We start from the raw sequence: 26756 nt of genomic DNA, 5'->3' as shown, positions 1-26756 counted from the left end.
TAGAGGCACATGGCACGCGTAAAACGTGGTACGACCACCAAGGCGAAGCATAAGAGGATTCTGGATCAGGCGAAGGGCTATTATGGCCGTCGCAAGAACACGATCCGTATCGCTCGCCAGGCCGTCGAAAAGGCCGGCCAGTACGCTTATCGCGACCGCAAGGTCAAGAAGCGGACCTTCCGTGGCCTGTGGATCCAGCGCATCAACGCTGGCGTCCGCGCTGAAGGCCTGACCTATTCGCAGTTCATGCACGGCCTGAAGCTGGCCGGTGTGGAGCTGGACCGCAAGGTTCTGGCCGACATTGCGATGCACGAAGGCGAGGCGTTTAGCGCCATCATCGCCCAGGCGAAGGCTGCGCTGCCCGCAGCCTGAGCCGGATCGGTCGCAAGATCGTCCAAAGGGGCGCCGGGGCAGATGCCTTCGGCGCCCTTTTTCGTTTCTGCCTTTTTCGGAGGCTTGATCCCATGTCGTTGCATGTCTGGTGGTTGTACGTCACGGCGGTTTTCCTGATCTCGGCCACGCCGGCACCGAACATGCTGCATGTGATGACGCAGAGCATTCACCATGGGCCGCGACGGGCCATCGCCACCATGGCGGGGCTGATGAGCGCGATCCTGCTCTGCCTGATCGCTTCGGCGCTGGGGTTGGGAGCGTTGCTGAAGGCCTCGCCTCGACTGTTCGACGGGCTGCGCTATGCGGGGGTCGCCTATCTGCTCTGGCTGGGCGTCAAGGCTTGGTGTGCGCCGGTGGGCGAAGCGGGCGAGATCGGCGCCACGCGGGCGCGGTCGCTGCGGGCGCTCTATGGGACCGGGCTGTTGACGGGATTGTCCAACCCCAAGCTCATCATCTTCGCCGCCGCGCTGTTTCCGCAGTTCATCGATACGGACCGGCCCTTTGCGGTGCAGTTGGCGATATTGGTGATGAGCTTCGTCGCGATCGAGTTCGGCTGGCAGTGCGTCTATGCGCTGGGCGGGGTGAAGCTCGCCCGCTGGCTGACGCCCGCGAACCGGCAGCGGCTGTTCAACCGAGGGACGGGGCTGATGTTCATCGGTTTCGGTGGGGCGCTGCTGGGCGCGCGGGCTTAATCGTCATTCCCGCGAAGGCGGGAATCCATCTCCGGACTGGCCATGCAACGCGACTTCGATCCGACAGTCTACATTTTGGCCAGTCATAAGAATGGCACGCTGTACATCGGAGCCACTTCAAACCTCATTCAACGGCTGCATCAGCATCGTTCCGGCTTGATTGATGGCTTCACAAAAGACTACGGCGTGCACCGGCTGGTCTGGTTCGAGAGCGGCGGTTCGATGGAAGAGGCGATCCGGCGCGAGAAGCAGATCAAGAAGTGGAACACGCAGTGGAAGATCGACCTGATCGAGCGGGATAATCCCGAATGGCGTGATTTCGCTCTCGATTTGGGTTTTGAGGCTTTGGAGAGTCGGCGCATCGATTGAGCGCCTTGGAATTTGGATAGTGCGGGAGATGGGTTCCCGCCTTCGCGGGAACGACTTTAAGATGAGTGAGATTGCCAATCTGAAAGCCGGCCTGATCGCCGACATCGAGGCTGCGGACACGCTGGAGGCGCTGGAAGCGCTGCGTGTGGGCGCCATGGGCAAGAATGGAGTGGTGACGGGGCTGCTCAAGACCCTTGGGCCGATGAGTCCGGAAGAGAGGCTGGAGAAAGGCCCGCCGATACAGGACTTGCGCGAGAGCGTGACAGCGGCGCTGACGGAGAAGAAGGCGGCGCTGGAGCAAGCGGCGCTTGATGCGAAGCTGGCCGCCGAGAAGATCGACATGACGCTGCCTGCTGAGCTGGGTGCGCAGGGGTCGGTTCATCCCGTCAGCCAGGTGATGGACGAACTGGCGGAGATTTTCGCGGACCTGGGGTTCTCCGTGGCGACCGGGCCGGAGATTGAGGACGACTGGCATAATTTCACCGCGCTCAACATCCCGGAGACGCATCCGGCGCGGGCGATGCATGACACCTTCTATTTCCCCGACGCTGAGGACGGGAAAAAGATGCTGCTGCGCACCCACACCTCCCCGGTGCAGATCCGCACGATGATGAACGGGGAGCCCCCGATCCGTATCATTGCGCCGGGCCGGGTCTATCGCTCGGACTCGGACGCGACGCATACGCCGATGTTCCATCAGATCGAGGGGCTGGTGATCGACAAGGGGATCACGCTCGGTCATCTGAAGTGGACGCTGGAAACCTTCTTGAAGGCTTTCTTCGAGCGCGACGATATCGTGCTGCGGCTGCGGCCGAGCTATTTCCCCTTCACCGAGCCTTCGGTCGAAGTGGACGTGGGCTATACGCTGACCAACGGCCAGCGGGTGATCGGCGGCGACGGCGATGCGCCGGGTGGCGGCTGGCTGGAAGTGCTGGGCAGCGGCATGGTCAACCGCCGCGTGATCGAGGCGTGCGGACTGGACCCGGATGAATGGCAGGGCTTTGCCTTCGGCACCGGCGTCGACCGGCTGGCGATGCTGAAATATGGGATGAACGACTTGCGCGCTTTCTTCGACGGCGATCTGCGCTGGCTGAAACATTATGGCTTCTCCGCGCTGGATGTTCCGACGCTCAGCGGAGGAGTGGGCGCATGAAGTTCACGCTGAGCTGGCTCAAGACGCATCTCAAGACCGATGCCGACCTGCCGACGATCCTTAAAGGTCTGACGAACATCGGGCTTGAGGTCGAGGGTGTCGAAAATCCGGCGGAGAAGCTGGCCCCCTTCCGGATCGCCCGAGTGCTGACCGCCGATCCGCATCCGCAGGCGGACAAGTTGCAGGTGCTGACCGTGGACGCGGGCGACGGCGCGTTGCAGGTCGTGTGCGGCGCACCCAATGCGCGTGCCGGTCTGGTCGGCGTGTTCGGGACCGAGGGCGCGGTGGTGCCGGTCAACGGCATGGTGCTGAAAAAGACCGCCATTCGCGGGGTCGAGTCCAACGGCATGATGTGCTCGTTCCGGGAGCTGGAACTGGGCGAGGATCATGACGGGATCATCGAGCTGAACCCGGATGCGCCGGTCGGGCAAGTCTATGCGCAATGGGCTGGGCTGGACGATCCAGTGATCGATGTGTCGATCACGCCCAACAGGCAGGACTGCATGGGCGTGCGCGGCATTGCGCGCGATCTGGCGGCGGCGGGCCTCGGCACGCTGAACGCCATTGTCGTGCCGACCGTCGAGGGCGTTGGGCCGGGGCCGGATGTACGGGTCGAGGATGAAGAGGGCTGCCCGGCTTTCTTCGCGCGGACCGTTCGCGGCGTGACCAATGGCGCGTCGCCCGAATGGATGGCGAAGCGGCTGAAGGCCATCGGGCAGAAGCCGATCAGCGCGCTGGTCGACATCACCAACTATATCATGATCGACCTTGGGCGGCCGCTGCATGTCTATGACATGGCGACGCTGAAAGGTCCGCTCGTGGCGCGCAAGGGCAAGGCCGGCGAAGAGATACTGGCGCTCAACGGCAAGAGCTACACCGTCGATGAGACGATGACCGTCATCGCCGACGATGAGGCCGTGCATGACATTGGCGGCATCATGGGCGGCGAGCATTCGGGCGCGCAGGACGGCACGACCGACGTGCTGATCGAATGCGCCTATTTCACGCCGGAGCGGATCGCAGTGACGGGGCAGAAACTGGCGCTGACCTCAGACGCCCGCGGGCGGTTCGAGCGCGGGGTGGATCCCGCCTTCCTCGATGACGGCCTGTCGATCGCGACCGATCTGGTGGTCAAGCTTTGCGGCGGCACGGCCAGCGAGGCGACGCGGGCGGGTTCGCCGCCCGTGGCGAACAAGACCGTGACCTACGAGCCGTCACAATGCCTGGCGCTGGCGGGCGTCGATGTGTCCGAGGGCGAGCAGAAGCGCATCCTTGAAAGCCTTGGCTTCGGCATTCAGGGCAATGATTCCACCTTCGAATATCAGGACGGCATGCCGGTGACGACGCCGGCCAACTGGACCGTCAGCGTACCGAGCTGGCGGCGGGACGTCGACGGCTGGCCCGACATTGTCGAGGAAGTGGTGCGCATCGTCGGGCTGGATCAGGTGCCCTCCACCCCCCTGCCCCGCATGCCCGGTGTCGCCAAGCCGACCGCCACACCCGAGCAGAATGTCGAGCGGCGCGTGCGCCGGACGGCGGCGGCGCGGGGTCTGGCCGAGGCGATCAACTGGTCCTTCATTTCGGAGAAGGAAGCGGCCTCGGTCGGTGGCGGCGACTGGACGCTCGCCAATCCCATTTCCGAAGATCTGAAGGTGATGCGCCCCTCCCTGCTGCCGGGCCTGCTGTCGGCCACGCGGCGGAACATGGATCGCGGCGCGGCTGCGGTGCGGCTGTTCGAGCTGGGACGGCGCTATTTCGCCGACAAGGAGCGGGCCACGGTCGGTTTCGTGCTGGCGGGCGAGAAGGTTGCGCGGGGCTGGCAGACGGGCAAGGCGCAGGCCTTCTCCGCCTTCGATGCCAAGAGCGAGGTGATCGCGCTGCTGGCTGCTGCCGGTGCGCCGGTGGCGAATTTGCAGAGCTTTGTTGAAGCTTCGGCCGCCTATCATCCGGGCCAGTCGGGCACGCTGCGGTTGGGGCCGAAGGTCGTGCTGGCCGAGTTCGGGGTGCTGCATCCCAGCCTCGCCAAGCAGTTCGGGCTGACCGGCACGGTGGTCGCGGGTGAGATCTTCCTCGATGCGATCCCGACCAAGCGGAACAGCGGCTTCATGCGCGCGCCCTATGCGCCGCCCGCGTTGCAGGCGGTGAAGCGTGACTTCGCCTTCGTCATCGATCAGGCGGTCGAGGCCGATGCGCTGGTACGTGCAGTCAAGGGCGCGGACAAGAAAGCCATTGTCGATGCGCGGCTGTTCGACGTCTTCGTGGGCCCAGGCGTGGAAGAGGGCAAGAAGAGTCTCGCCATCGAAATCACCCTGCAACCGGGCGAAAAGAGCTTCTCCCAGGAGGAGCTGGACGCGATCAGCGCGGCGGTGGTGAAGGCGGCCGAGAAGCTGGGCGGCAGTCTGAGGGGGTAATATGAATCGGTCGGCTTGGTGTAAAAGCATGCTGCTGTTTTGGGCGATATGCTGCTTGGGCCAAGCGGTTAGCGCTTCATCATCCGCGCTGGTCGTGAGGATTCAGAGGAATGACTATCCTCCAGAAGCACTGATAAACGGGCTTGCCGGTGATATTCCGATCCGGGTGCGGGTTGAGCCGGATGGCCAAGTGCGGTGCGAAGTAATGGCCAACGAAGGACCGGAAATATTACGCAAGCCAAGTTGCTCTCTCGTTGCACATAGATGGCCCTTTTCGCCTGCTTTGGACGCGAACGGAAAACCGGAATCCGTTGATATCCCTCTCGTTGTGAGATGGGCGAGGATGAGCAACGGGCCGGCGGCAAAAGACAGCGCCGATGCTCTGGGTTTCGGAGGAGCAACGCCAATTTCACCGGAGAATTGGCTTGACACATTATATCAAGAAAGACCGGCTTTGGCGGCTTTCCAGGGTAGGGACGTGCTGATTCGCTTCATTGTCACTACCGCCGGTCGGATGCACAATTGCCTTGTCGAAGATAGGGCCAGAGCTTCGTTCTTTACTGAACAGCTATGCCCCGTTCTCGAAAGGCATGCTTTGCTCTTGCCCGCCATCGACAGCGAAGGCCGCGCCATACCGACCAGAGGAACGATCCGATTCACTTTTGGGTGAACGGGCTGGAAAGGCACGCCGCGCATGAAGCTGTTCGCCGGGGTTGACGGAAAAGCGCGGCTCGCCGGACTCTTCATTCTCGGCGCGATGGCTGCCCGCATCCTTGGCGATGCGGTGGCGCGGGCGGCGCTGGTCGTGCCCGGCAATGGGCGGGAGACGGCGCGCAATATCGCGGATTATCCCTGGCTCTATCGGATCGGGGAAGCCGCCGATGTCGTCGTGTTGTGCGGGATGGCCGTGGCGACGGCGCTGCTTTACGCGCTGTTCGCGCCTGTTGCGCGCAATCTGGCGCGGGTGGCGGCTTTGATGTCGCTGACCGGGATTGCCACATTGGCCGCGAGCAGCCTCATGACCATGGCGCCGCCGGTCCTGCTCGACAGCGCGCCGCATCCAGGGATCGGCATGGCGGAAGTGCATTCGCTGGTGCAGATTTTCCTTGCGCTGGGGCAAGCCGTGCAGGGGATCGGACGCATCTTCATCGGGCTTTATCTGCTGCTGATCGGCTTGCTTGCCTTTCGATCGGGGCGGCTGCCCAAAGCCGTCGGCGTCGGGCTGGCGCTGGGCGGTTTCATCCAGATGGCGGTGCGATCGGTCGCGCTGATCGCGCCTGACCTGGCCGATGCGACGGTGATCCAGGCGGACATCGTCGCGTTGCTGGCCGAAGCGGTATTTGCGCTATGGCTGCTTATTTCCGGGGCGCATCCTCGGCATTTTCCTGCGGAGTCGGCGGCGGGCTCATGATCTTGCAACCCCTTTCGGCCGCAATCCCGCGCAGATAGCCGCGCCGGGCTATGCCGGCGGTGACGGCGGCTTCCAGACGGCGCTCGGCGGGGGCCGCGCCGCTGATCTCCCGCACCAGGCCGCGAAAGGGGATGATTGAATTGACGATCGTCTTGCCGACCGCCTCCGCGATCTTGCCGGTGCGGTTTTCATTGGCCTTTTGACCGACAGTGAAGTCGGGACCGAGGACGGCGTTCAGTTCGTCCAGCGCCGCCTTGAGGTTCTTGCAGCTACGCGATGCTGGGCGTCCATAAGGGTCTTCGACCGCCCTTTGCAGGACTTGGGGAATCTTATCCTTGTCGATGCCGACATCCCGCGCCGGTTGCGTGGCGATGCTGCCGGCTTTTTTGAGGGTGTCGTCCTTCTTCTCCTGCACCTGCGCCGGAGCGGCAGTCGAAAAAAGCAGCGGCGCAGCCACGAATATCCATTTCATCCCTTTTTCTCCCTGACTTTCAAACCTTTAAGATAGGGCGTGGTTCCCGGCCTGCTTCGCCGCTATGCGGGGGCGTGGCAATGGGAGATTCTTGGCGCATGGCGGACGAATTCATCACCATCGGTTCAGACGGCCTGAGCGCCAGCGTCCATCCCCTCGGCGCGGAGCTTTGGTCGCTCAAGGACAGCCAAGGGCGCGAGTTGATGACCGATGCCGATCCGCGCTGGTGGGCGGGGCATGCGCCGTTGCTCTTTCCCTTTGTCGGGCGATCGCGAGGCGACGTTTATCGTTTCGAGGGGCAGGACTACCCGATGCTGCAGCATGGCTTTGCGCGGCTGAGAAATTTTGCGGCGGTGGAGCGGAGCGCCGATGCCGTGACCTTCCGGCTGGAGGCGGATGCGGAGACGCGGGCGGTCTATCCCTTCGATTTCCGGATGGACATGCGCTTTGCGATCGAAGGTTGGACGCTGCGGATGGCCGCCATCATATCGAATGAGGGTCAGGCCGACATGCCCTTTTCCTTCGGCTATCATCCGGCCTTCGCCTGGCCGCTGCCCTATGGCGGCGCGGTGGAAGAGCATCGGGTGCTGTTCGAGAAGGCCGAACCCGCGCCGATCCGCAAAGTGGGCGAGGAGCCGGGGCTGATTGCGCTGGAGAATGTGGCGACCCCGGTGGAGGGGAATGTGCTCGCGCCGACCCATGCGATGTTCGAGGCGGACGCGTTGATCTGGGACCGGCTGGAGAGCCGCAGCCTGTTTTGGGGCGTGCCGGGGCGGACGGGTTTGAAGATCGACTTTCCCGATACGCCCTGGCTGGGGCTGTGGCAGAGGCCGGGCGCGCATTATCTTTGCGTTGAGCCCTGGGCGGGGATGGCCGATCCGGTCGGCTTTTCCGGCGATGTGTGGGAAAAGCAGGGGATCATGCGGCTCAGGCCGGGGACGGAGCGGGCATTCCGGATGGATGTGACGGTGGTCGAGCGCTGAATTGGGGATTTCGTAATCCTGCCTCCGCAGGAGCACGATCCACTTCAACTCACTGGACGTCATCGAGCGTCAGTGAGACACTCCCTCCACCCATTCAGGGAAGGGAGTCTCCCATGGCGCTCGATATCCTCGTCCTTTACGGCTCCTATCGGCGGGGCCGCCTCGGCATCCGCCTGGCCGATTATCTGATCAACGGCTTTCAGGCTCTGGATCACAAAGCCGAACTCATCGACGCAAAGGCGATCGGTCTGCCGATGCTCGACCTGCGCTACAGCGACTATCCGCCCGGCGAAGCGCCCGCCGCCATGACGGCGCTCTCGCAGCGCCTCAAGGCTGCGGACGCCTTCGTCTTCGTCGCGGGCGAATATAATCGCGGCGTCCAGCCGGGGCTCAAGAACCTGACCGACCATTTCCTCAAGGAATTCGATCGCCGGCCCGCGGGCATCGCCAGCTATTCCATGGGCCGCTATGCCGGCGTCAACAGCCACGCCGCCTGGACGGTGACGCTGAACGCCATGGGCATGACCGTCATCCCCGAGCGCCTCAGCGTCGGCCAGATCGGGGATACGCTGGACGCCGAAGCCCGCCCCCATGGCGAAAGCGGCGCCGCGCTGGAACGCGGCTTCGCCAGTTTCGCCCGGAGCCTGGTCTATTGGGCTGAGGCGGTGAAGAAGCCTTAGGGCCAATCGACATTCAGCCCTGACGGCCTGCAAATGACGCTTTTCCGAGCTTCCGGTGCTCACCTACTTTTAGTACGCTGCATTGAAGCGAGGCACGTGACTCGCTTCAAGGGTCACGAAAAACCACCATCTTCGGCACGTCATCATCTGAATGTCGATTGGCCCTAAAGGGGAGTGGCGTGACGTCTTAGCTGCGCTTTTCTTCCTCCACCATGTCCGACGCCAGTTCCAGCCCGGCGCGGCCATGCGCGGGCGTGTGCGACGGCGCCTTGGGATGGGCCACATATTCCGGTTCCTCGACCTCCAGCATGCCTTCCCATTTGGTGATGACGGAGGTGGCGATGGCATTGCCCAGCACGTTTGTCGCGGTGCGGCCCATGTCCATGAAATGGTCGACGGCCAGAATGAAGGCCACGCCCTCCACCGGCAGGTCGAACTGCCCCAGCGTCGCCGCCACGACGACGAGTGAAGCGCGGGGAACGGCGGCGATGCCCTTGCTGGTGACCATCAGCACCAGCAGGATCGTGATCTGCGTCGCGATCGGCAGGTCGATGCCATAGGCCTGCGCGATGAAGATGGTGGCGAAGGTCGAATACATCATCGACCCGTCCAGATTGAAGCTGTAGCCCAGCGGCAGCACGAAGCTGTAGATCCGCCGCGGCACGCCGAAGCGGTCGAGCTGCTCCAGCATCTTGGGATAAGCCGCCTCCGACGAGGCAGTCGAGAAGGCGATCAATATCGGCTCGCGGACATAGCGGATCAGCTTCACCATCCGCTTGCCCAGGAAGATCGATCCCGCCGCGAACAGCAGCACCCACAGCGCGATCAGCGACAGGTAGAATTCGCCCACCAGCTCACCGAAGGTCTTGAGCACGCCCAGACCCTCGGTCGTCACCACCGACGCGAGCGCTCCGAACACGGCGAAGGGAGCCACGCGCATGACATAGCCGGTGACCTGCAACATCAGTTCGACCATCGCCTCGATCACGGTGATGATCGGCTTGCCCTTCTCCCCGATGGCGGTCAGCGCGATGCCCACGAACAGGGAAAAGACGACGATCTGCAGGATCGAATTTTCCGCCATGGCCCCGACCATGGAGGTCGGGAAGACATGCAGCACGAAATCCTGGAAATTGAGCGCTTCGGTATTGACCCCCGCATCCGCGCCCGATCGCACGAGGTTGAGTCCCTCGCCCGGCGCGAAGAAATTGACGAAGATAAGGCCCAGGGTCAGCGAGATCAGGCTGGCGATGATGAACCAGGCAAGCGCGCGCCCGCCGATCCGCCCCAGCGCCGCGCTGTCGCCCATATGGGCGATGCCCGCGACCAGCGTGGAAAAGACCAGCGGCGCGATGATCATCTTGATCAGATGCAGGAAGATGTCGGCCAGCAGATGATAATAGCCTGCCACATCCTTGGCCAAGCTCTTGTCGCCGCCCGCCCAGATATTGGTGGCGAAGCCCACGATCACCCCCAGAACCATGCCTGTCAGGATGAACGCCGTCAGTCGATTTCGCATCTCGTTCCTTTAACCGGCGCGTGGGCGCGCCGCATTCATGGTCTGTCCTGCAAGGCTGCCACACCTAACAGGCACCCGCAGCGCCCGCAATCGGAGGCGCCCCGAGCCGTCATCGCATTAAACGAATGAAGGATCATATTCCGCGCCCATCCCGCGCCCAAATCCATGCCCTCAGGGGTAGAGCAGCCCCTCGCGCCAGCCGTCGGCGGTCCGCTCGAACAGGCGGCGCTCATGCAGGCGATGTTCGCGATCCTGCCAGAATTCGATGCGTTCGGGGGCAACGCGGAAACCCGACCAGTGGGGCGGACGCGGCACCGGCCCGCCTTCGAACCGCAGGCTGACTTCCTCATACCGCGCCATGAACACATCGCGCGATTCCAGCGGGCGGGACTGGTCGGACGCCCAGGCGCCCAATTGGCTGTCGCGGCTGCGCGTGGCGAAATAGGCGTCGGCGGTGGCGTCGTCCACTGGACCTACCGACCCTTCGATACGGACCTGCCGCCGCAACGACTTCCAGTGGAACAGCAGCGCCGCATGGGGATTGGCGTGCAGTTCCTCCGCCTTGCGCCCCTCGAAATTGGTGTAGAAGATGAAGCCGTCGGGTCCATGCCCCTTCAGCAGCACCATCCGCAGCGAGGGCCGACCGCGCGCGTCGGCGGTGGCGAGCGCCATGGCGTTGCTGTCGTTGATCTCGGTTTCGCGCGCCTCGACATACCAGGCATCGAACAGGTCGAAGGGATTGGTCATGCGCGGTGATGTACCCCCCTCATAAAGCCGTGTCGATAAGGCTTTACCACGCTTGAACGATCCCGCGCCTTTCGCCACATAGAATGCGAACGGGTTTTTCTTCGAACAAGGATGCATGAACGGCGATGGCTGCTGATCCCTACTCCATTTTGGGCGTCGCGCGCGGCGCGAGCGAGGCAGAGGTCAAGTCCGCCTATCGCAAGCTGGCCAAGGAACTGCATCCCGACCGGAACAAGGACAATCCTAAGGCGGCGGAGAAATTTTCCGCCGTTACCAGCGCCTATGACCTGCTGTCGGACAAGGACAAGCGCGCGCGCTTCGACCGGGGTGAGATTGACGGGGAGGGCAATCCGACCTCGCCCTTCGGCTTCGGCGGCGGGGGGGCAGGGGGCTTCCGTGGCCGGCCGGGACAGGGCGGCGGCTTCGAATTTCAGGAAGGCGGCGGGGATTTCGGGGATATTTTCGAAGGCCTGTTCGGTGGCGGCGCGGGACGCCGGGGCGGAGGGGGCGGGGGCTTTGGCGGCTTTGGCCGTGGGGCGCCGCCGCAAAAGGGCGCCAACGTCACCTATCGCCTGGCCGTCCAGTTCGTCGACGCCGCCACGCTCGCGCCGCAGCGGATCACGCTTCAGGACGGCAAGACCATCGACCTGAAACTGCCCGCGGGGGTCGAGACGGGCACGCAGATGCGGCTTTCCGGCAAGGGCCAGCAAGGCTCCGGCGGCGCGGGCGACGCGATCGTCACGATCGAGGTCAAGCCGCACGCCTTCTTCACCCGCGACGGCGACAATGTGCTGCTGGACCTGCCGATCACGCTCGACGAGGCGGTGAAGGGGGCGAAGGTCAAGGTGCCCACGGTCGATGGCCCGGTGATGCTGGGCGTGCCTGCGGGCGCATCCTCCGGCAAGACGCTGCGCCTGCGCGGCAAGGGGTTTACCGGCAAGAACGGCGGCCAGCGCGGCGACCAGCTCGTCACTTTGCTGATCGATGTGCCCGCCGACGATCCGGCGATCAAGGCGCTGGTCGAAGGCTGGCAGGACAGCCGCGCCGTGCGGACCCATCTCGGCGTCTAGGGTGTTAGAGGGGGATGCCGCAGCCTTCGCCTTATTCCCCCGAATCCCGCCGCCAGCGGCTTGCCGACGAAGCCCGCGCCCATTTCAACCGCCATATCGATCGGGTGCGGCCGGGCAGCCATGCCTTTGAAATCGCCAAGCGCGTGGCCGTCGGCACCTATAGCGACGGTTTCATTCATGCCGGGAACCTCGCCTATCTCTCGCTGATGACGCTGTTCCCCTTCTTCATCGTGGCGGCGGCGGTGGCGAGCATCTTCGGCCATTCGCAGGACGGGCTGGCGGCGGTCGGCGCCTTTCTGGCAACCGTGCCGCCGGGGGTTGCCGACGTGGTGCGCCAGCCGATCATCGACGTGCTGAACGCGCGCACGGGGCCATTGCTCTGGTTGGGCGGGCTGGTCGGGCTGTGGACGGTCGGCAGCCTGATCGAGACGATCCGCGATATCCTTCGCCGCGCCTATGGCACGAAAAGCACGCGGCCCTTCTGGCATTATCGGCTGACCGCCATCGGCATCACCCTGATCAGCGTCTTCGCGGTGATGTTCGCCTTCTCGATGCAGGTCATCATCACCGGCATCGACCAGTTCCTGCACCAGATCCTGCCCTTTGCCGACGAGGCGATCCAGATCGTCGCCTTCACCAAGCTGGTGCCGATGGCGATATTGTGCGTCGCGCTCTATTATCTCTACGTCTCGCTGACTCCCAGCCTGTACAAGGATCCGCGCTTCCCCAAATGGCCCGGCGCCATCGCCACGGCCCTGTGGTGGTATGGCGTCACATTGTTGCTGCCGGCCACGCTTTCGCTACTGGGCGGCTATGACATGACCTATGGCAGCCTGGCCGGCGTGATGATCACCCTCATTTTCTTCTTCCTTGTCGGGCTTGGCGTGGTAATTGGCGCGGAATTGAATGCGGCGCTGGCGGAGTTCCCGGAAGAGGAAGCCGCCGCCGCCGCGCAGGTCGACAAAGGGAATGGGACGACGAGATGACAGGCTTGATGGCGGGAAAACGCGGTCTGATCATGGGGCTGGCGAATGACAAGTCGCTGGCCTGGGGTATTTCGAAGGCGCTGCATGCGCAGGGTGCGGAACTGGCCTTCTCCTATCAGGGCGAGGCGCTCGCCAAGCGGGTGAGGCCGCTGGCGGAAGAACTGGGTTCCGATTTCCTGATCGACTGCGACGTGTCGGACATGGAAAAGCTCGATGGCGCCTTCGACGAGGTCAGGGCGCGCTGGGGCAAGCTGGATTTCGTGGTCCACGCCATCGGTTTTTCCGACAAGAATGAGCTGCGCGGCAAATATGTCGACACCAGCCTGGAAAATTTCCTGCTGACGATGAACATTTCGGCCTACAGCTTCGTCGCCGTCGCCAAGCGCGCGCGCGAACTGATGGCGGAGGGCGGCAGCCTGCTGACGCTGAGCTATTATGGCGCGGAAAAGGTCATCCCGCATTATAACGTCATGGGCGTGGCCAAGGCGGCGCTGGAAACCAGCGTCAAATATCTGGCGATGGACCTGGGTCCGGAAAATATCCGCGTCAACGCCATCTCTGCCGGCCCGATCAAGACTCTGGCGGCCAGCGGCATCGGGGATTTCCGCTACATCATGAAGTGGAACGAGCTGAACAGCCCGCTCCGCCGCAATGTGACGATCGAGGATGTGGGCGGCGCGGGCCTGTACCTGCTGTCCGATCTGGCATCGGGCGTGACCGGCGAAGTCCACCATGTCGATGCGGGCTACAATGTCATCGGTATGAAGGCCGAGGATGCGCCCGACATCGCACTGGACAAATGAGTCCATTGCTCATCTCCATGGCAATGACGGTTGCTCAGCCGGATGCTCCCGTTTCGCTATGCGGGCGTGAAGCCATATCTCTCCAGCTCTTTTCCCAGGCACTGGATGATGCGGTGGCGAAGCGATCCATGGTGCGCATGGATGAGGCCGGCCTGCGGATCTATAATCTGGATGAGCGGTCCATCCCGATGCCCCGGACCCGTATCTGGATGGCGACCTCCGCAAAGGACAAGGCGCATCCGGCCATTGCCTGCTATGATTATCATTATGGAACCGATGGTCTCGAGATCACGACGGACTTCCGCTGTGATGGAGAGGCTGCCGCCTGTGCAGCGCTCGCTGAGCGTTTGAAGATCAAAAAGGATCCAGGCTGATGTCGTTTAACAGCTTCGGCCGCGTCTTCCGCTTCTCGACCTGGGGCGAATCCCACGGTCCCGCCATTGGCGCGATGGTCGACGGCTGCCCTCCGGGCCTGCCTCTGTCCGAAGCCGACATCCAGCCTTTCCTCGACAAGCGCAAACCGGGCACGTCGAAATTCACCACCCAGCGCCGCGAACCGGACGAGGTGCGCATTCTCTCCGGCGTGTTCGAAGGCAAGACCACCGGCACCCCGATCAGCCTGATGATCGAGAATACCGACCAGCGGTCCAAGGATTATTCGGAGGTCGCCAAGGCCTATCGTCCCGGCCATGCCGACTATGCCTATGACGCCAAATATGGTTTTCGCGACTATCGCGGCGGCGGGCGTTCCTCGGCCCGGGAGACGGCCAGCCGCGTGGCGGCGGGCGCGGTCGCCCGGCTCGTCATCCCTGATGTCGACATCTTCGCCTATGTCAGCGAGATCGGCGGCGACGCCATCGACCTTGCCCGCTTTGACGCGAGCGAGATCGACAACAACCCCTTTTTCTGCCCCGATCCGGAAGCGGCCAAGCGCTGGGAGAAACTGGTCGATGACGCCCGCAAGGACGGCTCGTCGCTCGGCGCGGTGGTCGAATGCATCGCCAGCGGCGTGCCGGCTGGTTGGGGCGCGCCGCTCTATGCCAAGCTCGACAGCGAACTCGCCGCCGCGATGATGAGCATCAATGCGGTCAAGGGTGTGGAGATCGGTGACGGTTTCGCCGCCGCCCGCCTGCGCGGGGAGCAGAATGCCGATCCGATGCGGCCGGGCAATGACGGCAATCCGGTCTTCCTCGCCAATCATGCGGGCGGCATTGCGGGCGGCATCTCAACGGGGCAACCCGTCAAGATTCGCATCGCCTTCAAGCCTACCAGCTCGATCCTGATCCCGGTCGAAACCGTCACCCGCGAAGGGGGTGCGTCGGACATCATCACCAAGGGCCGCCATGACCCCTGCGTCGGCATTCGCGGCGTGCCGGTGGTTGAAGCGATGATGGCGCTGGTGCTGGCGGACCAGAAACTCCTTCACCGGGCCCAGTGCGGCGAGGACTGAACGCGTCGAATGGAGCCATAATTCGGGCAAAGGCGCGATTCCCGCGAGACGACTCGCCCAATCTACGGTAACATCCCCGGCATGGATCGCCCGCGGGAGGGCGAGCGGCAGTGCGTAAGCCTGGGGAGCGCCATTCCTCTGCAACCTTCGGGTTCAGCATGGATTGACGGTCAAAACGTCCCCTTCAGCCGCGAACACGGGCCAGCCATCTTGCATGGCTGGCCCATTTCGTTTTTCGATTGCGGGCGGATGGGTCTGCGCATGCACGGCACTCAAGACCAGTTCCGCCCGATCGGCCCTGTCCCGGCGCCGATCGCAACGGCATGATGACGGGAAAATGCCAAAGGATCGCCCGTGACCAGCCTGCCTTTCATCCAGGTCGACGCTTTTGCCGGCGCCCCCTTCACCGGCAATCCGGCTGCTGTCATGCCGCTCGGTCGATGGCTGGACGACGACACGCTTCAGGCGATCGCGGCGGAAAACAATCTTTCCGAAACCGCCTTCACCATGCCCACGCCTGATGATCCGGATGCAGATTACGCGCTGCGCTGGTTCACCCCCGCCGTGGAGGTCAAGCTTTGCGGCCACGCCACGCTGGCGAGCGGCCATGTGCTGATGGGCGGCCGCACCGCCGTGCGTTTCCGCACGACTCATGCGGGGGTGCTCACCGTATCGCGCGACCGCGACGGCTATGCGCTCTCGCTCCCCGCCTGGACGACCGAGCCCAAGCCGTTGCCGGACCTTGCCATGGCCATGGGTGGCGATGTCCTCGAAACCCATTGGCGGGAGGGCGGCTATGCGATCTTCGTCTATAGCGACGCCGCTGCGATCCGGGCGCTGCAACCCGATTTCGCTGCGCTCAAGCAGGCGGGAGACATCCTCCTCATCGCCACCGCGCCCAGCGAGGACAGCGACATCATCAGCCGGGTCTTCGCGCCCGGCGCGGGCATAGACGAGGATCCCGTCACCGGCTCGGCCCATTGCCTGCTCACACCTTATTGGGTCAAGCGCCTCGACAAGAGCGGGCTTACCGCATTTCAGGCGTCCAGGCGCGGTGGTCGCCTGACCTGCCGCCTGTCCGGCAACCGGGTGATCCTGACCGGGGCTTGCCGGACGGTGATAGAGGGCAATTTCCTGCTTTAGCGTGGCTGCAATCACGAGATCCCAGCGAAAGCTGGGATGACGGACGGAAGCTCCACCTTCAACGCGAATAAAGTCCGACTAGCTTCGCCAGCCCCGCCTTCAGGGCATCGCGCTGCTCTTTGCCGGGCGACATGCCCAGCCGCACCACGGTCAGGCGCTGCGAAGGCGACACAAGAATATATTGCCCATCATGCCCCACGCAGCCGAACAGGCTCCGCGGCGCCCGCCCCGGCATCAGCGCGCTTTCCTCGCTATCCCGGTTGAGCCACAGATGCGCCCCATAAGCCGCATTGCGCGGCGATGGCGCGCGCATAAAGTCGATCCACTTTTCCGGCACGATCTGGTGCCCCACCACCCCGCGCCCATGGTTGCGCAGCAGCTCCCCGAAGCGCGCATAATCCCGCGCCGTCATATGCATGAAGCTGCCTCCGATCATCGTGCCCGCCGCATCATATTCGACGGTCAGGCTGTCGAGGCGCGCCGGAATCTTCAGCCGCCCGTCGATGAACATCTGCATCGCCCGCCGCCGCGCATCGGGGTCGGCGCTGTTGGTCAGCATCCGCGCCATCAGGTCGGTGAGGATGATCGTGCTGCCGGTCGAATAGGAGAAGACCGACCCCGGCGCATGGGCGAGCGGCTTGGCCTCCGCAAAGGCGCCCATATCCTGCGCGCCGTCGGTGAACAGCATCCGCACCGTATCGGCCTGCGCCACCGGCTCCGCATCCTCGACATGATCCAGGCCGGAGGTCATGGCCAGCAACTGCCGCAGGGTGATTCGTCCCCTTGGATCGCCCGGCTGGCCCCAGGCCGCCACCGGCACCGGCGAATCGAGCGCCAGCCGCCCGTCGGACACCATCAGCCCGATCAGCACCGCCGTCACGCTCTTGGCGGTGGACCAGGACGGCAGCCGGGTCTGCGGCCCATAGCCCGGCGCATAGCGCTCGGCCACGATCTCCCCATCGTGCATGACGACCAATGCCCGCGTCTCGCCAACCGAATCGTCGAACAGCGGATCGATGGCTGCACCCAGCGCCGCCGCATCCACATCCGAATCGCCTGCTATGTGGACGACCGGCTCTGGCCCGGCGGCGCGCACGGTCCACAGGCCGGCCACCGCCAGTGCGGCCAACATGCCGCCAATCGCGCCAAGGCGCTTTACGCTTTCCCGCTCAAGCCTCATAAGCCGCGGCCTTAGCACGGAGCGCGGGAAAGGGGAGTATGTCCGGTCGCCGGAAATGGATTTATGGGGCTTTGGCGGTGGCCCTGTTGCCGCTGGCGCTGTTTGCGTGGAACTGGAGCGACCTGCGCGCCCATGCCCAGGTCGGCGCGGGCTTCGGCGCGCGTGTCACCTGCTCCTGCCGCTATGTCGAGGGCCGCTCGATGGAGAGCTGCAAGGGCGACAAGGAACCCGGCATGTGGGCCGTGTCGTTGAAGGACTTGCCTGAATCGCAATCGGTCAACGCGGCGGTTCCCCTGCTTGCCTCCCGTACGGCGCGTTATCGCCAGGGCTGGGGCTGTTTGCTGGAGCCCTAGACTCAGACCCTTGGGCTGGCCCTCTGCCGATTGAGCCGCTAGAGCCATCCCGCATGCGTCCCGACATCCCGACCCTCCTCCACGACGTTTTCGGTTTTCCCGGCTTCAGGGGCGTGCAGGAACAGGTGGTCAGCCGCATCATGGCGGGCCAGCCGACGCTCGCGATCATGCCGACCGGCGCGGGCAAGTCGCTCTGCTACCAGCTTCCTGCCGTCGCGCTCGACGGCTGCTGCGTCGTCGTGTCCCCCTTGATCGCGCTGATGCACGACCAGCTTCGCGCCGCGCAGGCAGTCGGCATCCGCGCCGCCAGCCTCACCAGCGTCGACGCCGACTGGCGCGAGACGCAGGACCGGCTGCGCAATGGCGATCTCGACCTGCTCTATGTCGCGCCCGAACGCGCCAGCGGGGAGGGGTTTCGCAACCTCCTGCGCAGCGCCAAAATCGCTCTCTTCGCCATAGACGAGGCCCATTGCGTCTCCGAATGGGGCCATGATTTCCGCCCAGACTATCGCCTGCTGCGTCCGTTGCTGGATGAATTTCCGGATGTCCCGCGCCTTGCGCTCACCGCCACCGCCGACCATCACACCCGCGACGATATCCTGGTCCAATTGGGAATCCCCCGCGACGGCCTGATCATCGCGGGCTTCGACCGTCCGAACATCCGCTACGCCGTCCACCCCCGCGACGGTTTGCCACGCCAGCTCTCCGACCTGATCGCCAGCCGGACCGGCCCCGGCATCGTCTATGCGCCCACCCGTGCCGCGACCGAGAAACTGGCCGAGACTCTCGCCAAGACGGGCCGCCCGACCCGCGCCTATCATGCCGGGCTGGAGCCCCAGCTCCGCGCCGCCAATCAGGCCGCCTTCATCGCCAGCGAGGATATGGTGATGATCGCGACCATCGCCTTCGGCATGGGTATCGACAAGCCCGACGTCCGCTTCGTCGCCCATGCGGCGCTGCCCAAGTCGATCGAAGGCTATTATCAGGAATCCGGCCGCGCAGGCCGCGACGGCGAACCCGCCGAAGCGCATCTTTTCTGGGGCGCCGACGATTTCGCGCGCGCCCGGCAAAGGATTGGGGAACTCCACCCTCTCCGCCAGCAGGGCGAGCGCGTCCGCATCACGGCGCTGGGCGGGCTGGTCGAAACCGGCACCTGCCGCCGCGCCATATTGCTCCGCCATTTTGGCGAGAATCCTCCGCCGGGCTGCGGCAATTGCGACAATTGCCTCAATCCGCCGCCCAGCATCGACGCGACCCAGACCGCCCGCAAATTCCTGTCCGCCGTCTATCGCACCGGCCAGAGCTTCGGTGTCGGCCATATCGAGCAGGTGCTGACCGGTGCCGTCAGCGACAAGATTCGCGAGCGCGGCCATGACAAGATCTCGGTCTATGGCATCGTCGACGGCGAGGAGACGGCGCTGCTCCGTCCCGTCTCCCGCGCGCTGTTGGTTCGCGATGCGCTCCAGACGAACGAACATGGCGGCCTGGAATTCGGTCCCAATGCCCGCCCGATCCTGCGCGGCGAGGAAGAGGTCAGCCTCGTCCTTCCGCCCCGCAAGGAACGCCGCCGCAAGAACGCCCGCAACGGCAGTGCCGAGAACCCCGTGGGCGACCCGCTGTTCGACGCCCTGCGCGCCTGCCGTCGCGAACTGGCGCAGGAAGCGGGCGTGCCGCCCTATGTCGTCTTCCACGATTCGACCCTGCGCGAAATGGCGGAGCAGCGGCCCACCACGCTCACCGAACTGGGCCACATCAGCGGCGTGGGCCAGCGCAAGCTGGACGCCTATGGCGACGCTTTTCTCGCCGCGATCCGGTCTTATCTTTGACCGGAAAGCAAGGGATAGGAGCATGGCATTTTACAGCCTTATCCCTTGAAACGCTCGCTTCTTAGGAGCATGGCACGTCCGAAGAAGGAGTCCCGCCCATGTTCCGCCAGCTCACGCCTAATCTCTACGTTGCCCCGCAGATAAGCGTCGATCAGGTGGCGGAGGCCAAGGCGCTGGGCGTGACGATGATCGTCAACAACCGCCCCGACGACGAGGAACCGGGCCAGACCAACGGCGCGGAAATCGAAGCCGCCGCCAAGGCCGCCGGAATCGCCTACGCCGCCGTCCCGGTCGCCCATGGCGGCTTCGCCCCCTGGCAGCTCGACGGCATGGCCGCCGCGCTCGAACAGGCGGGCGAAGGCAAGGTGCTGGCCTATTGCCGTTCCGGCACGCGCAGCACCCTGCTCTGGGCGCTGACCCGCGCCCAGGCAGGCGATCACCCCGCCGCCCTCACCGAACAGGCCGCGTCGGCTGGCTATGACGTCGCGCCGGTCCGCCAGATCATGGACGCGCTCGCCGCCGGTTGATGCCCGCAACACCGGAAACCTATGACGCCATCGTCCTGGGCGCTGGCGGCGCCGGCCTCATGTGCGCGGCCATGGCGGGCCAGCGGGGCAAGCGTGTCCTCGTCATCGACCATGCCGACCAGCCGGGAAAGAAAATCCTGATTTCCGGCGGCGGCCGCTGCAACTTCACCAATATCCACACCGCGCCCGACCGCTATCTGTCGGCCAATCCTCATTTCGCCAAATCGGCGCTGGGCCGTTACACCGCGCAGGATTTCCTCACGCTTGTCGAACGCCATGGCATCGCCTGGCATGAAAAGACGCTGGGCCAGCTTTTCTGCGACCAAAGCGCGCGCCAGATCGTCGCCATGCTGCTGGCCGAATGCGAAGCGGGCGGCGTCGCGATCCGGCTCGACCAAGCCATTTCCTCCGTCACCCACGCCGACGGCCGTTACAGCGTCACCCATGGCGACAGCACCGCCACGGCCCCCGCACTCGTCATCGCCACCGGCGGCCCTTCCATACCGAAGATCGGCGCGACGGCCTTCGCCTACGACCTTGCCCGCCAATTTGGGTTGAAGGTCGTCGAACCCCGACCGGCGCTCGTCCCCTTGACCCTGGGCGGCGAAGACCTGCTTTTCCGCTCGCTTTCAGGGGTGTCGACCGAAGTCATCGCCCGCCATGGGAAGACCGCCTTCCGCGAAGCCGCGCTGCTCACCCATCGAGGCCTGTCCGGCCCGGCGATTCTGCAGATTTCCTCCTATTGGCGGCATGGGGAAGCCATCACCCTCGACTTCCTGCCCGACCGGCCGCAAGGCTGGTTGACGGAGGTGAAGCGGAGCAAACCCCGCGCCACGGTGACGCAATCCTTGCGCGGTCACCTGCCCGATCGCCTGGCCGATGCCCTGGCGGAGCGGCTCGCGCTTCCCGGCGATCTCGGCAATATCCCGGACCGCAAGCTCCAGGACGCCGAACGCCGCCTCTCGGCCTGGTCCTTCACCCCCAATGGCACGGAAGGCTTCGCCAAGGCGGAAGTCACCATCGGGGGCATCTCAACCGCCGGATTGTCTTCGCAGACGATGGAGGCGCGGCACCTCCCGGGCCTTTACGCCATAGGCGAAGCGGTCGACGTCACCGGCTGGCTGGGCGGGTATAATTTCCAATGGGCATGGGCAAGCGGCTGGGTGGCGGGCCAGTTTATTTAGGGCCAATCGACATTCAGCCCTGACGGCCTGCAAATGGCGCTTTTCCGTGCTTCCGGTGCTCACGTACTTTTAGTACGCTGCGCTCCGGGTCACGAAAAACCACCATTTTCGGCACGTCATCATCTGAATGTCGATTGGCCCTAGCGAAACCGGCTCACCCAAAAAAAGCCCCGGCGCAAGGGGACGCCGGGGCCACAAAGAGGGATGTCCCGGCGGAAGGGGGGAGGAGAGCCGGGACAAGAACGAAATAGGAAAGTCTTTTTCCGTTTCAAGATGCTACGGAGAATATTCTCGAACAGGATTCTTCACGGCGTTGCTTTCCGCTCGAAAGGGTCGACATCCGCGCCGACGGAGCCGCGCCGAGGGCCATCAGGGCTGCGTTGATCATCTGCCGGTGCGCATCACTTCCCTTGGCCACATCGCGCCAGTCCTGCCCGGTCATCGATCCATGGCTGTCCTGCCAGATCTTGGAAGCGACCGAGTCCACCTCATCGTCGGTGGGCCGTCGCTGTTCGGCCAAACATTCCATCAGGAGGGCGTGGAAAATCCTTCCCGCAAAGGGCTTCGCAACAGGCATAAGGCCTCCTCTCCGACGGTATTTTCTTTGTTTCCGTAGGGGAAATTGGATGGCTGCCTGAGTCGAGTCAAGCCATTCCCAACCCGCTATCGCAGGAAATTCTCTGTGTGTCCGGTAGTTTCGGCATCCTAACCCTTAGGGATTACCTCTTCGGGGTAAGGGTGTCGGGCGCGCTTCCTATCCGCACTCCACCGTCACATGCTCCATGCGCGGCAAGGCGTGGACCTGACGGCGCACGGCGGCGACATCGGCGCCGGGGGCCAGGCTGATGATCGCGGCATGGGCATGCGGCCCGATGCGCCAGACGTGCAGGTCGTGGATGGTCGCCCCTTCCGCCTCGGCCAGTCTCTTGATCCGCGCCATCAGCGCCGGTTCGGCCGTGTCGAGCAGGATCGCGGCGGTATCCTGCATCAGCCCCCAGGCCCAGCGGGCAATGACCACCGCGCCCAGCAGGCCCACGGCAGGGTCGAGCCACCACCAGCCCATATAGCGTCCGGCCAGCAAGGCCACGATCGCCAGCACCGACGTCAGCGCATCGGTCAGCACATGCACATAGGCGGCGCGAAGATTATTGTCGGCATGGCCCGGTTTGTGATCATGATCGTGGGAATGGCCATGGTCATGGCTATGATCGTGCCCCAGCAGAAACGCGCTGATCAGGTTGATGATCAGGCCGATCACCGCGACCAGCGTCGCCTCGCCAAAGGCCACCTTCACCGGCTCGAAAAAGCGCATGGTCGATTCGACGGCGATGAACAAAGCGGTGAAGGCCAGGATCAGCGCGGAGGCGAAGCCGGACAAATCCCCGACCTTGCCGGTCCCGAAGGTGTAGCGCGGATTGCGCGCATGCCGCCGGGCATAGCCATAGGCGGCGGCCGCCACCGCCAGCGCGCCCGCATGGGTCGCCATGTGGAAGCCGTCGGCCAGCAAGGCCATCGACCCGGTCAGCCAGCCGAAGACGATTTCGACCACCATGGTCGCCGCGGTCAGCCACACCACCCACATCGTCTTGCGGGCATTTTCGTCATGCCCATGGGCCAGGTAGATATGGTCGAAATAATGGCTTTCCTCGCCATCTTCCATATTGGCCACCGGGACGTCATGCGCGTGGTCATGACCTTCATGATGGTGATGGCCGCCATGGCGGTGATCGTCATGCATGCTCATTTCCCGTAACGCCGGATCAACGCCAGCATTTCCTCTGCCGCGGCCTGTCGCGTTTCATCGCTGATGCCTGGGCGGGCGACATGTTCCCGCATATGCTGCTCGATCAGTTCTTCCATCAGGCTGCCCACGGCCCCCCGGACGGAGGCGACAAGTTGCAGCGTTTCCGAACAGCCCGCATCGCCCGACAATTGCCGTTCGACGGCGCCGATCTGCCCGGCGATGCGCCGCACCCGCGCCAGCAGCTTGTCCCGATCCGCTATGATATGCATAGGGTACCCCTCTATCCTATATTCTACCGGAAATCAATCCGTGCATTTCCCCGCGTACCCCCTAACAAGGGTGCGATGGCGACCATGACCGATTGCGACCTGGCGATAGTGGGCGGTGGCCTTGCCGGCAGCCTGACCGCGCTCGCCTTCGCCGCGCGCCATCCCGATGTCTCCCTCCTGCTGCTGGAAAGCGGCGACACGCTGGGCGGCAATCATATCTGGTCCTTTTTCGACAGCGATGTGGATGCCGGGGATCGCTGGCTTGTCGAGCCCCTGATCGCCCATCGTTGGCCCGAAGGCTATGAGGTTCGCTTCCCTGGTCACAGCCGTCGGCTTGCCATGCCTTATAACAGCATCACATCGGCACGGCTCGACGCCCATGTCCGCGAAGTTCTTGGCGATGCCGTCCTGACCGGCGCACAGGCCGCTGAACTGACGCCCACCACCGTCGCCTTGTCCGACGGCAGCATCATCTGCGCCAAGGCGGTGCTCGACGCCAGGGGCGGGGGCGATCTTTCCGTCCTGCGCTGCGGCTGGCAGAAGTTCGTCGGCCAGACCCTGCGCCTGCATGCCCCGCACGGCCTTGCCTGCCCGGTCATCATGGACGCCACCGTCGAGCAGTTGGACGGCTATCGCTTCGTCTATCTGCTGCCCTGGGATGAGCAAACCCTCTTCGTCGAGGATACCTATTATAGCGACACCCCGGACGTTGACGGGCCCGCGCTCGATGCCCGGATCGCCGCCTATGCGCAGGCGCAGGGCTGGCAGGTCGAGGCGGTCATCCACAGCGAGAACGGCGTCTTGCCGGTCGTCCATGGCGGCGATTTCGACCGCTTCTGGCCGGAGGCGGACCCTGTGGCGCGGCTGGGGGTGAAGGCGGCCATGTTCCAGCCCATGACCGGCTATTCCCTGCCCGATGCGGTGCGCTTCGCGCTGCGCCTGGCGGACGAATGGCCGATGGAGGGGCGCCTGCTGGCGCATGTGACGCGTGAATGGGCCGCCATCCATTGGCGGCAGGGGCGCTATTACCGGCTGCTCGGCCGCATGCTGTTCGGCGCGGCCCGGCCCGGGCAACGCTGGCGCATCTTCGAGCGTTTCTATCGGCTTGGCCCTTCCCTGATCGGTCGATTTTATGCGGGGCGCTCCACGCTCGGGGATCGCATCCGCATCTTGTGCGGGCGGCCCCCGGTGCCCATAAGGGACGCCATGCGAGCATTGCTGAACCCTCCCGCCTGATGCACAGGCTCCGATGAACCGGAAAGCGATCGTCATCGGCGCGGGCTTTGGTGGCCTTGCGCTCGCCATCCGCCTGCAATCCGCCGGAATCGATACCACGCTGGTCGAAGCGCGGGACCGGCCGGGCGGTCGGGCCTATATGTGGGAAAAGGACGGCTTCGTCTTCGACGCCGGGCCGACCGTCATCACCGATCCCGATTGCCTGGGCGAGCTTTGGCGCCTTTCCGGCCATGACATGGCGGAGGATGTCAGCCTCGTCCCCGTCTCGCCTTTCTATCGGCTCAACTGGCGTGACGGCACCAATTTCGACTATTCCAACGACGAAACCGCGCTCCGCGCCCAGATCGCCAAGCTCAATCCCGAAGATATCGCAGGCTATGAAAGCTTCCTCGACTATGCCGACGGCGTGTATGAGGAGGGCTATCGCAAGCTTGGTTCGGTCGCCTTTCTCGACTTCGCCTCCATGGTCCGGGCCGCACCCGCGCTGATGAAGCATCAGGCGTGGCGATCGGTCTATTCGGTCGTTTCCTCCCATGTGAAGAATGAGAAGCTGCGTCAGGCGCTCTCCTTCCACACGCTGCTGGTCGGCGGCAATCCGATGCAGACCAGTTCGATCTACGCGCTGATCCACAAGCTGGAGAAGGATGGCGGCGTCTGGTTCGCTCGAGGAGGCACCAATCGCCTCGTCCAGGGGATGGCGACGCATTTCGAGCGCTTGGGCGGCACGCTGCGCCTGGCCGATCCGGTGGTGCAGATCGAAACCTATGGCGACCGCGCCGTCGCCGTGCGCACCGTTTCGGGTTGGCGGGGGGAGGCGGACGCCGTTGCCTCCAATGCCGACCTGATGCACAGCTATCGCGACCTGATCGGCCACCATCCGCGTGGGCAGAAACAGGCGGAAAAGCTCGCCCGCAAGCGCTGGTCGCCCAGCCTGTTTGTCCTGCATTTCGGCATCAAGGGAAGCTGGCCGGGTATCCCGCACCATATGATCCTGTTCGGCCCGCGCTATGAAGGGCTGTTGACCGACATTTACGATTATGGCGTGCTGCCGCAGGATTTCTCGCTCTATCTGCACCACCCGACCGTCACTGACCCAAGCATGGCACCGGAGGGCCATTCGACCTTCTACGCGCTTGCGCCAGTGCCGCATCTGGGCAAGCTGCCGATCGACTGGGAACGGTTCGCGCCGGTCTATGCTGAACGTATCCTCGACGAGATCCAGCACCGCCTGATCCCCGACATCCGCTCGCGCATCGTCACGCAATTCCACTATGCGCCGCCTGATTTTCGCCACGACCTGTCGGCGCATCTCGGCAGCGCCTTCAGCCTGGAGCCGCTGCTCACCCAAAGCGCCTGGTTCCGCGCGCATAATCGCGACGACGTCATTCCCAACCTCTATCTGGTGGGGGCGGGCACGCATCCGGGCGCAGGCATCCCCGGCGTGGTCGGCAGCGCCAAGGCGACGGCCGCGCTGATGCTGGAAGATCTGGCTCAATAAGCGAAGGATTTATGAAGAGACTGGCTGTCTATTGCGGCTCGGCTAACCCCGCTGATCCCATCTATGTCGAGGCCGCCCGCCATGTCGGGCGCGTCCTTGCCCGGCGCGGCATCGGCGTCGTCTATGGCGGCGGCCGCCTCGGCCTGATGGGCGCAGTGGCTGACGCCGCGCTGGAAGCGGGTGGCGAAGTCATCGGCGTTATTCCCGAAGCGCTGGTGGGGGCCGAAGTCGCCCATCGCGGCTGCACCGAACTGCACGTCGTCCAGACCATGCACCAGCGCAAACAGCTCTTCACCGACCTGTCCGATGGTTTCGTCACCCTGCCGGGCGGCGTCGGCACGATGGACGAATTGTGGGAAGCGATCAGTTGGGCGCAGCTTGGTTATCACCAAAAGCCGGTCGGCCTGCTCAACGTCGCGGGCTTCTATGACCAACTTATCGCCTTCAACCAGCATATGGTCGGCGCGGGTTTCATCCGTGCCCAACATGCCCATATCCTGATCCATGCCGATGCGATCGAAGCGCTGCTGGACAAGATGGGAGCCTATCAACCGCATGAGACGATCTTCGCTATGAAGGCTGGACGTCTCTGACTTTTTTCCCTCCCCTCCTGCTTGCGTCGCGGTGAGGCAAGTGACTCGACGCGAGGGTCGGGGG

General features: G+C 64.2%; 28 protein-coding genes. 21 read left to right on the top strand and 7 right to left on the bottom strand.

The features are described 5' to 3' along the window. Window positions 1-9 precede the first annotated feature (9 nt). From rplT to HHL26_RS15895, 6 genes are all read left to right on the top strand, one after another. Window positions 10-372 (top strand): 50S ribosomal protein L20, encoded by a 363-nt coding sequence (gene rplT, locus HHL26_RS15925; protein ID WP_007689504.1) that lies wholly within the window; start codon window positions 10-12, stop codon window positions 370-372. Between the two features lie 92 nt (window positions 373-464). Next, window positions 465-1085, top strand: coding sequence for a LysE family translocator (locus tag HHL26_RS15920; protein ID WP_169576169.1), 621 nt, complete (start codon window positions 465-467; stop codon window positions 1083-1085). 42 nt (window positions 1086-1127) lie between these two features. After that, window positions 1128-1454, top strand: coding sequence for a GIY-YIG nuclease family protein (locus HHL26_RS15915; RefSeq protein ID WP_066560929.1), 327 nt, complete (start codon window positions 1128-1130; stop codon window positions 1452-1454). 61 nt (window positions 1455-1515) lie between these two features. Continuing rightward, window positions 1516-2607: a phenylalanine--tRNA ligase subunit alpha gene (gene pheS, locus HHL26_RS15910; RefSeq protein WP_066560926.1), complete on the top strand. Its 1092-nt coding sequence runs from the start codon at window positions 1516-1518 to the stop codon at window positions 2605-2607. Continuing rightward, the gene (gene pheT / locus HHL26_RS15905) at window positions 2604-5018 is read left to right on the top strand and encodes a phenylalanine--tRNA ligase subunit beta (protein ID WP_087575245.1); all 2415 of its coding nucleotides are present in this window, start codon (window positions 2604-2606) and stop codon (window positions 5016-5018) included. Before pheS ends, pheT begins: the two co-directional genes overlap by 4 nt. Before the next feature lie 694 nt (window positions 5019-5712). Beyond that, entirely contained in the window at window positions 5713-6429 is a 717-nt protein-coding gene (locus HHL26_RS15895; protein ID WP_066560919.1) for a DUF4386 domain-containing protein, read from the top strand. Here HHL26_RS15895 and HHL26_RS15890 read toward each other — a convergent pair. Then, window positions 6374-6901 carry a hypothetical protein gene (locus tag HHL26_RS15890; protein WP_066560916.1) on the bottom strand — a complete coding sequence of 176 codons (528 nt, stop codon included), beginning with the start codon at window positions 6899-6901 and terminating at the stop codon, window positions 6374-6376. The two genes, HHL26_RS15895 and HHL26_RS15890, sit on opposite strands and share 56 nt — an antisense overlap. 98 nt (window positions 6902-6999) lie before the next feature. Here HHL26_RS15890 and HHL26_RS15885 point away from each other — a divergent pair, with 98 nt between their 5' ends. Together HHL26_RS15885 and HHL26_RS15880 are read left to right on the top strand one after the other, a co-directional pair. Further along, window positions 7000-7884, top strand: a complete 885-nt coding sequence (locus tag HHL26_RS15885; protein ID WP_066560902.1) for an aldose 1-epimerase family protein — start codon at window positions 7000-7002, stop codon at window positions 7882-7884. Window positions 7885-7997: 113 nt separating this feature from the next. Beyond that, entirely contained in the window at window positions 7998-8564 is a 567-nt protein-coding gene (locus HHL26_RS15880; RefSeq protein WP_066560900.1) for an NAD(P)H-dependent oxidoreductase, read from the top strand. Between the two features lie 187 nt (window positions 8565-8751). Here the strand turns inward: HHL26_RS15880 and HHL26_RS15875 are convergent, their stop codons facing one another. Next, a complete protein-coding gene (locus tag HHL26_RS15875) occupies window positions 8752-10083 on the bottom strand; it encodes a dicarboxylate/amino acid:cation symporter (protein WP_066560898.1) in 1332 nt (443 codons plus the stop codon). Between the two features lie 171 nt (window positions 10084-10254). Then, window positions 10255-10830: a pyridoxamine 5'-phosphate oxidase gene (gene pdxH, locus HHL26_RS15870; RefSeq protein ID WP_066560891.1), complete on the bottom strand. Its 576-nt coding sequence runs from the start codon at window positions 10828-10830 to the stop codon at window positions 10255-10257. A 125-nt stretch (window positions 10831-10955) separates the two neighbouring features. Between pdxH and HHL26_RS15865 the strand changes: the two genes are divergently transcribed. The 6 genes from HHL26_RS15865 (at window position 10956) to HHL26_RS15840 (ending at window position 16282) form a co-directional block, all read left to right on the top strand. Further along, window positions 10956-11900, top strand: coding sequence for a DnaJ C-terminal domain-containing protein (locus HHL26_RS15865; protein ID WP_066560888.1), 945 nt, complete (start codon window positions 10956-10958; stop codon window positions 11898-11900). A 14-nt stretch (window positions 11901-11914) separates the two neighbouring features. After that, window positions 11915-12886, top strand: a complete 972-nt coding sequence (locus HHL26_RS15860) for a YihY/virulence factor BrkB family protein (protein WP_066560885.1) — start codon at window positions 11915-11917, stop codon at window positions 12884-12886. Further along, window positions 12883-13689 carry an enoyl-ACP reductase FabI gene (gene fabI, locus HHL26_RS15855; RefSeq protein ID WP_066560878.1) on the top strand — a complete coding sequence of 269 codons (807 nt, stop codon included), beginning with the start codon at window positions 12883-12885 and terminating at the stop codon, window positions 13687-13689. The genes HHL26_RS15860 and fabI overlap by 4 nt, the downstream gene beginning before the upstream one ends. A 17-nt stretch (window positions 13690-13706) precedes the next feature. Beyond that, window positions 13707-14063 carry a hypothetical protein gene (locus HHL26_RS15850; protein ID WP_140404597.1) on the top strand — a complete coding sequence of 119 codons (357 nt, stop codon included), beginning with the start codon at window positions 13707-13709 and terminating at the stop codon, window positions 14061-14063. Continuing rightward, complete coding sequence (aroC, locus tag HHL26_RS15845) at window positions 14063-15139, top strand: chorismate synthase (protein ID WP_066560872.1); 1077 nt, start codon at window positions 14063-14065, stop codon at window positions 15137-15139. The genes HHL26_RS15850 and aroC overlap by 1 nt, the downstream gene beginning before the upstream one ends. 354 nt (window positions 15140-15493) lie before the next feature. Further along, window positions 15494-16282 (top strand): PhzF family phenazine biosynthesis protein, encoded by a 789-nt coding sequence (locus tag HHL26_RS15840; protein WP_066560869.1) that lies wholly within the window; start codon window positions 15494-15496, stop codon window positions 16280-16282. A gap of 58 nt (window positions 16283-16340) precedes the next feature. Here HHL26_RS15840 and HHL26_RS15835 read toward each other — a convergent pair whose 3' ends face one another. Further along, window positions 16341-17462, bottom strand: coding sequence for a serine hydrolase (locus HHL26_RS15835; RefSeq protein WP_066560867.1), 1122 nt, complete (start codon window positions 17460-17462; stop codon window positions 16341-16343). 38 nt (window positions 17463-17500) lie between these two features. Between HHL26_RS15835 and HHL26_RS15830 the strand changes: the two genes are divergently transcribed. The 4 genes from HHL26_RS15830 (at window position 17501) to HHL26_RS15815 (ending at window position 21352) form a co-directional block, all read left to right on the top strand. Continuing rightward, window positions 17501-17815, top strand: a complete 315-nt coding sequence (locus tag HHL26_RS15830; protein WP_066560866.1) for a hypothetical protein — start codon at window positions 17501-17503, stop codon at window positions 17813-17815. 53 nt (window positions 17816-17868) lie between these two features. After that, the gene (gene recQ, locus HHL26_RS15825; protein ID WP_066560863.1) at window positions 17869-19641 is read left to right on the top strand and encodes a DNA helicase RecQ; all 1773 of its coding nucleotides are present in this window, start codon (window positions 17869-17871) and stop codon (window positions 19639-19641) included. A 98-nt stretch (window positions 19642-19739) separates the two neighbouring features. Beyond that, on the top strand, window positions 19740-20168 hold the full coding sequence (locus tag HHL26_RS15820) for a TIGR01244 family sulfur transferase (RefSeq protein ID WP_066560861.1): 429 nt from the start codon (window positions 19740-19742) through the stop codon (window positions 20166-20168). Continuing rightward, the gene (locus HHL26_RS15815) at window positions 20168-21352 is read left to right on the top strand and encodes an NAD(P)/FAD-dependent oxidoreductase (RefSeq protein ID WP_066560859.1); all 1185 of its coding nucleotides are present in this window, start codon (window positions 20168-20170) and stop codon (window positions 21350-21352) included. The genes HHL26_RS15820 and HHL26_RS15815 overlap by 1 nt, the downstream gene beginning before the upstream one ends. Window positions 21353-21620: 268 nt before the next feature. Here HHL26_RS15815 and HHL26_RS15810 read toward each other — a convergent pair whose 3' ends face one another. From HHL26_RS15810 to HHL26_RS15800, 3 genes are all read right to left on the bottom strand, one after another. After that, window positions 21621-21929, bottom strand: a complete 309-nt coding sequence (locus HHL26_RS15810) for a hypothetical protein (protein ID WP_087574691.1) — start codon at window positions 21927-21929, stop codon at window positions 21621-21623. A gap of 177 nt (window positions 21930-22106) precedes the next feature. Beyond that, on the bottom strand, window positions 22107-23096 hold the full coding sequence (dmeF, locus tag HHL26_RS15805; RefSeq protein WP_066560848.1) for a CDF family Co(II)/Ni(II) efflux transporter DmeF: 990 nt from the start codon (window positions 23094-23096) through the stop codon (window positions 22107-22109). Beyond that, entirely contained in the window at window positions 23093-23365 is a 273-nt protein-coding gene (locus HHL26_RS15800) for a metal/formaldehyde-sensitive transcriptional repressor (protein ID WP_066560846.1), read from the bottom strand. Before HHL26_RS15800 ends, dmeF begins: the two co-directional genes overlap by 4 nt. A 75-nt stretch (window positions 23366-23440) precedes the next feature. On the opposite strand from HHL26_RS15800, the gene crtY reads away from it, so the two are divergent. Genes crtY through HHL26_RS15785 form a run of 3 tightly spaced genes read left to right on the top strand, consistent with a single transcriptional unit; the run spans window position 23441 to window position 26692 of the window. Then, window positions 23441-24601 (top strand): lycopene beta-cyclase CrtY, encoded by a 1161-nt coding sequence (crtY, locus tag HHL26_RS15795; RefSeq protein ID WP_066560844.1) that lies wholly within the window; start codon window positions 23441-23443, stop codon window positions 24599-24601. 13 nt (window positions 24602-24614) lie between these two features. After that, window positions 24615-26099: a phytoene desaturase gene (locus tag HHL26_RS15790; RefSeq protein WP_066560843.1), complete on the top strand. Its 1485-nt coding sequence runs from the start codon at window positions 24615-24617 to the stop codon at window positions 26097-26099. Window positions 26100-26110: 11 nt separating this feature from the next. Then, the gene (locus tag HHL26_RS15785) at window positions 26111-26692 is read left to right on the top strand and encodes a TIGR00730 family Rossman fold protein (protein WP_066560840.1); all 582 of its coding nucleotides are present in this window, start codon (window positions 26111-26113) and stop codon (window positions 26690-26692) included. Window positions 26693-26756 lie beyond the last annotated feature (64 nt).

The sequence above is a fragment of the Sphingobium sp. TB-6 genome (assembly GCF_012927365.1).
GTDB lineage: Bacteria > Pseudomonadota > Alphaproteobacteria > Sphingomonadales > Sphingomonadaceae > Sphingobium.
Note: the sequence above shows the minus strand (reverse complement) of the source record. Positions and strands in the feature narration are given on the sequence as shown.

What these genes read in the sequence shown, in the direction of transcription:
- rplT (WP_007689504.1), top strand. Translation starts at nt 10, where the DNA reads ATGGCACGCGTAAAACGTGGTACGACCACCAAGGCGAAGCATAAGAGG.
- HHL26_RS15920 (WP_169576169.1), top strand. Translation starts at nt 465, where the DNA reads ATGTCGTTGCATGTCTGGTGGTTGTACGTCACGGCGGTTTTCCTGATC.
- HHL26_RS15915 (WP_066560929.1), top strand. Translation starts at nt 1,128, where the DNA reads ATGCAACGCGACTTCGATCCGACAGTCTACATTTTGGCCAGTCATAAG.
- pheS (WP_066560926.1), top strand. Translation starts at nt 1,516, where the DNA reads ATGAGTGAGATTGCCAATCTGAAAGCCGGCCTGATCGCCGACATCGAG.
- pheT (WP_087575245.1), top strand. Translation starts at nt 2,604, where the DNA reads ATGAAGTTCACGCTGAGCTGGCTCAAGACGCATCTCAAGACCGATGCC.
- HHL26_RS15895 (WP_066560919.1), top strand. Translation starts at nt 5,713, where the DNA reads ATGAAGCTGTTCGCCGGGGTTGACGGAAAAGCGCGGCTCGCCGGACTC.
- HHL26_RS15890 (WP_066560916.1), bottom strand. Translation starts at nt 6,901, where the DNA reads ATGAAATGGATATTCGTGGCTGCGCCGCTGCTTTTTTCGACTGCCGCT.
- HHL26_RS15885 (WP_066560902.1), top strand. Translation starts at nt 7,000, where the DNA reads ATGGCGGACGAATTCATCACCATCGGTTCAGACGGCCTGAGCGCCAGC.
- HHL26_RS15880 (WP_066560900.1), top strand. Translation starts at nt 7,998, where the DNA reads ATGGCGCTCGATATCCTCGTCCTTTACGGCTCCTATCGGCGGGGCCGC.
- HHL26_RS15875 (WP_066560898.1), bottom strand. Translation starts at nt 10,083, where the DNA reads ATGCGAAATCGACTGACGGCGTTCATCCTGACAGGCATGGTTCTGGGG.
- pdxH (WP_066560891.1), bottom strand. Translation starts at nt 10,830, where the DNA reads ATGACCAATCCCTTCGACCTGTTCGATGCCTGGTATGTCGAGGCGCGC.
- HHL26_RS15865 (WP_066560888.1), top strand. Translation starts at nt 10,956, where the DNA reads ATGGCTGCTGATCCCTACTCCATTTTGGGCGTCGCGCGCGGCGCGAGC.
- HHL26_RS15860 (WP_066560885.1), top strand. Translation starts at nt 11,915, where the DNA reads ATGCCGCAGCCTTCGCCTTATTCCCCCGAATCCCGCCGCCAGCGGCTT.
- fabI (WP_066560878.1), top strand. Translation starts at nt 12,883, where the DNA reads ATGACAGGCTTGATGGCGGGAAAACGCGGTCTGATCATGGGGCTGGCG.
- HHL26_RS15850 (WP_140404597.1), top strand. Translation starts at nt 13,707, where the DNA reads ATGGCAATGACGGTTGCTCAGCCGGATGCTCCCGTTTCGCTATGCGGG.
- aroC (WP_066560872.1), top strand. Translation starts at nt 14,063, where the DNA reads ATGTCGTTTAACAGCTTCGGCCGCGTCTTCCGCTTCTCGACCTGGGGC.
- HHL26_RS15835 (WP_066560867.1), bottom strand. Translation starts at nt 17,462, where the DNA reads ATGAGGCTTGAGCGGGAAAGCGTAAAGCGCCTTGGCGCGATTGGCGGC.
- HHL26_RS15830 (WP_066560866.1), top strand. Translation starts at nt 17,501, where the DNA reads ATGTCCGGTCGCCGGAAATGGATTTATGGGGCTTTGGCGGTGGCCCTG.
- recQ (WP_066560863.1), top strand. Translation starts at nt 17,869, where the DNA reads ATGCGTCCCGACATCCCGACCCTCCTCCACGACGTTTTCGGTTTTCCC.
- HHL26_RS15820 (WP_066560861.1), top strand. Translation starts at nt 19,740, where the DNA reads ATGTTCCGCCAGCTCACGCCTAATCTCTACGTTGCCCCGCAGATAAGC.
- HHL26_RS15815 (WP_066560859.1), top strand. Translation starts at nt 20,168, where the DNA reads ATGCCCGCAACACCGGAAACCTATGACGCCATCGTCCTGGGCGCTGGC.
- HHL26_RS15810 (WP_087574691.1), bottom strand. Translation starts at nt 21,929, where the DNA reads ATGCCTGTTGCGAAGCCCTTTGCGGGAAGGATTTTCCACGCCCTCCTG.
- dmeF (WP_066560848.1), bottom strand. Translation starts at nt 23,096, where the DNA reads ATGAGCATGCATGACGATCACCGCCATGGCGGCCATCACCATCATGAA.
- HHL26_RS15800 (WP_066560846.1), bottom strand. Translation starts at nt 23,365, where the DNA reads ATGCATATCATAGCGGATCGGGACAAGCTGCTGGCGCGGGTGCGGCGC.
- crtY (WP_066560844.1), top strand. Translation starts at nt 23,441, where the DNA reads ATGGCGACCATGACCGATTGCGACCTGGCGATAGTGGGCGGTGGCCTT.
- HHL26_RS15790 (WP_066560843.1), top strand. Translation starts at nt 24,615, where the DNA reads ATGAACCGGAAAGCGATCGTCATCGGCGCGGGCTTTGGTGGCCTTGCG.
- HHL26_RS15785 (WP_066560840.1), top strand. Translation starts at nt 26,111, where the DNA reads ATGAAGAGACTGGCTGTCTATTGCGGCTCGGCTAACCCCGCTGATCCC.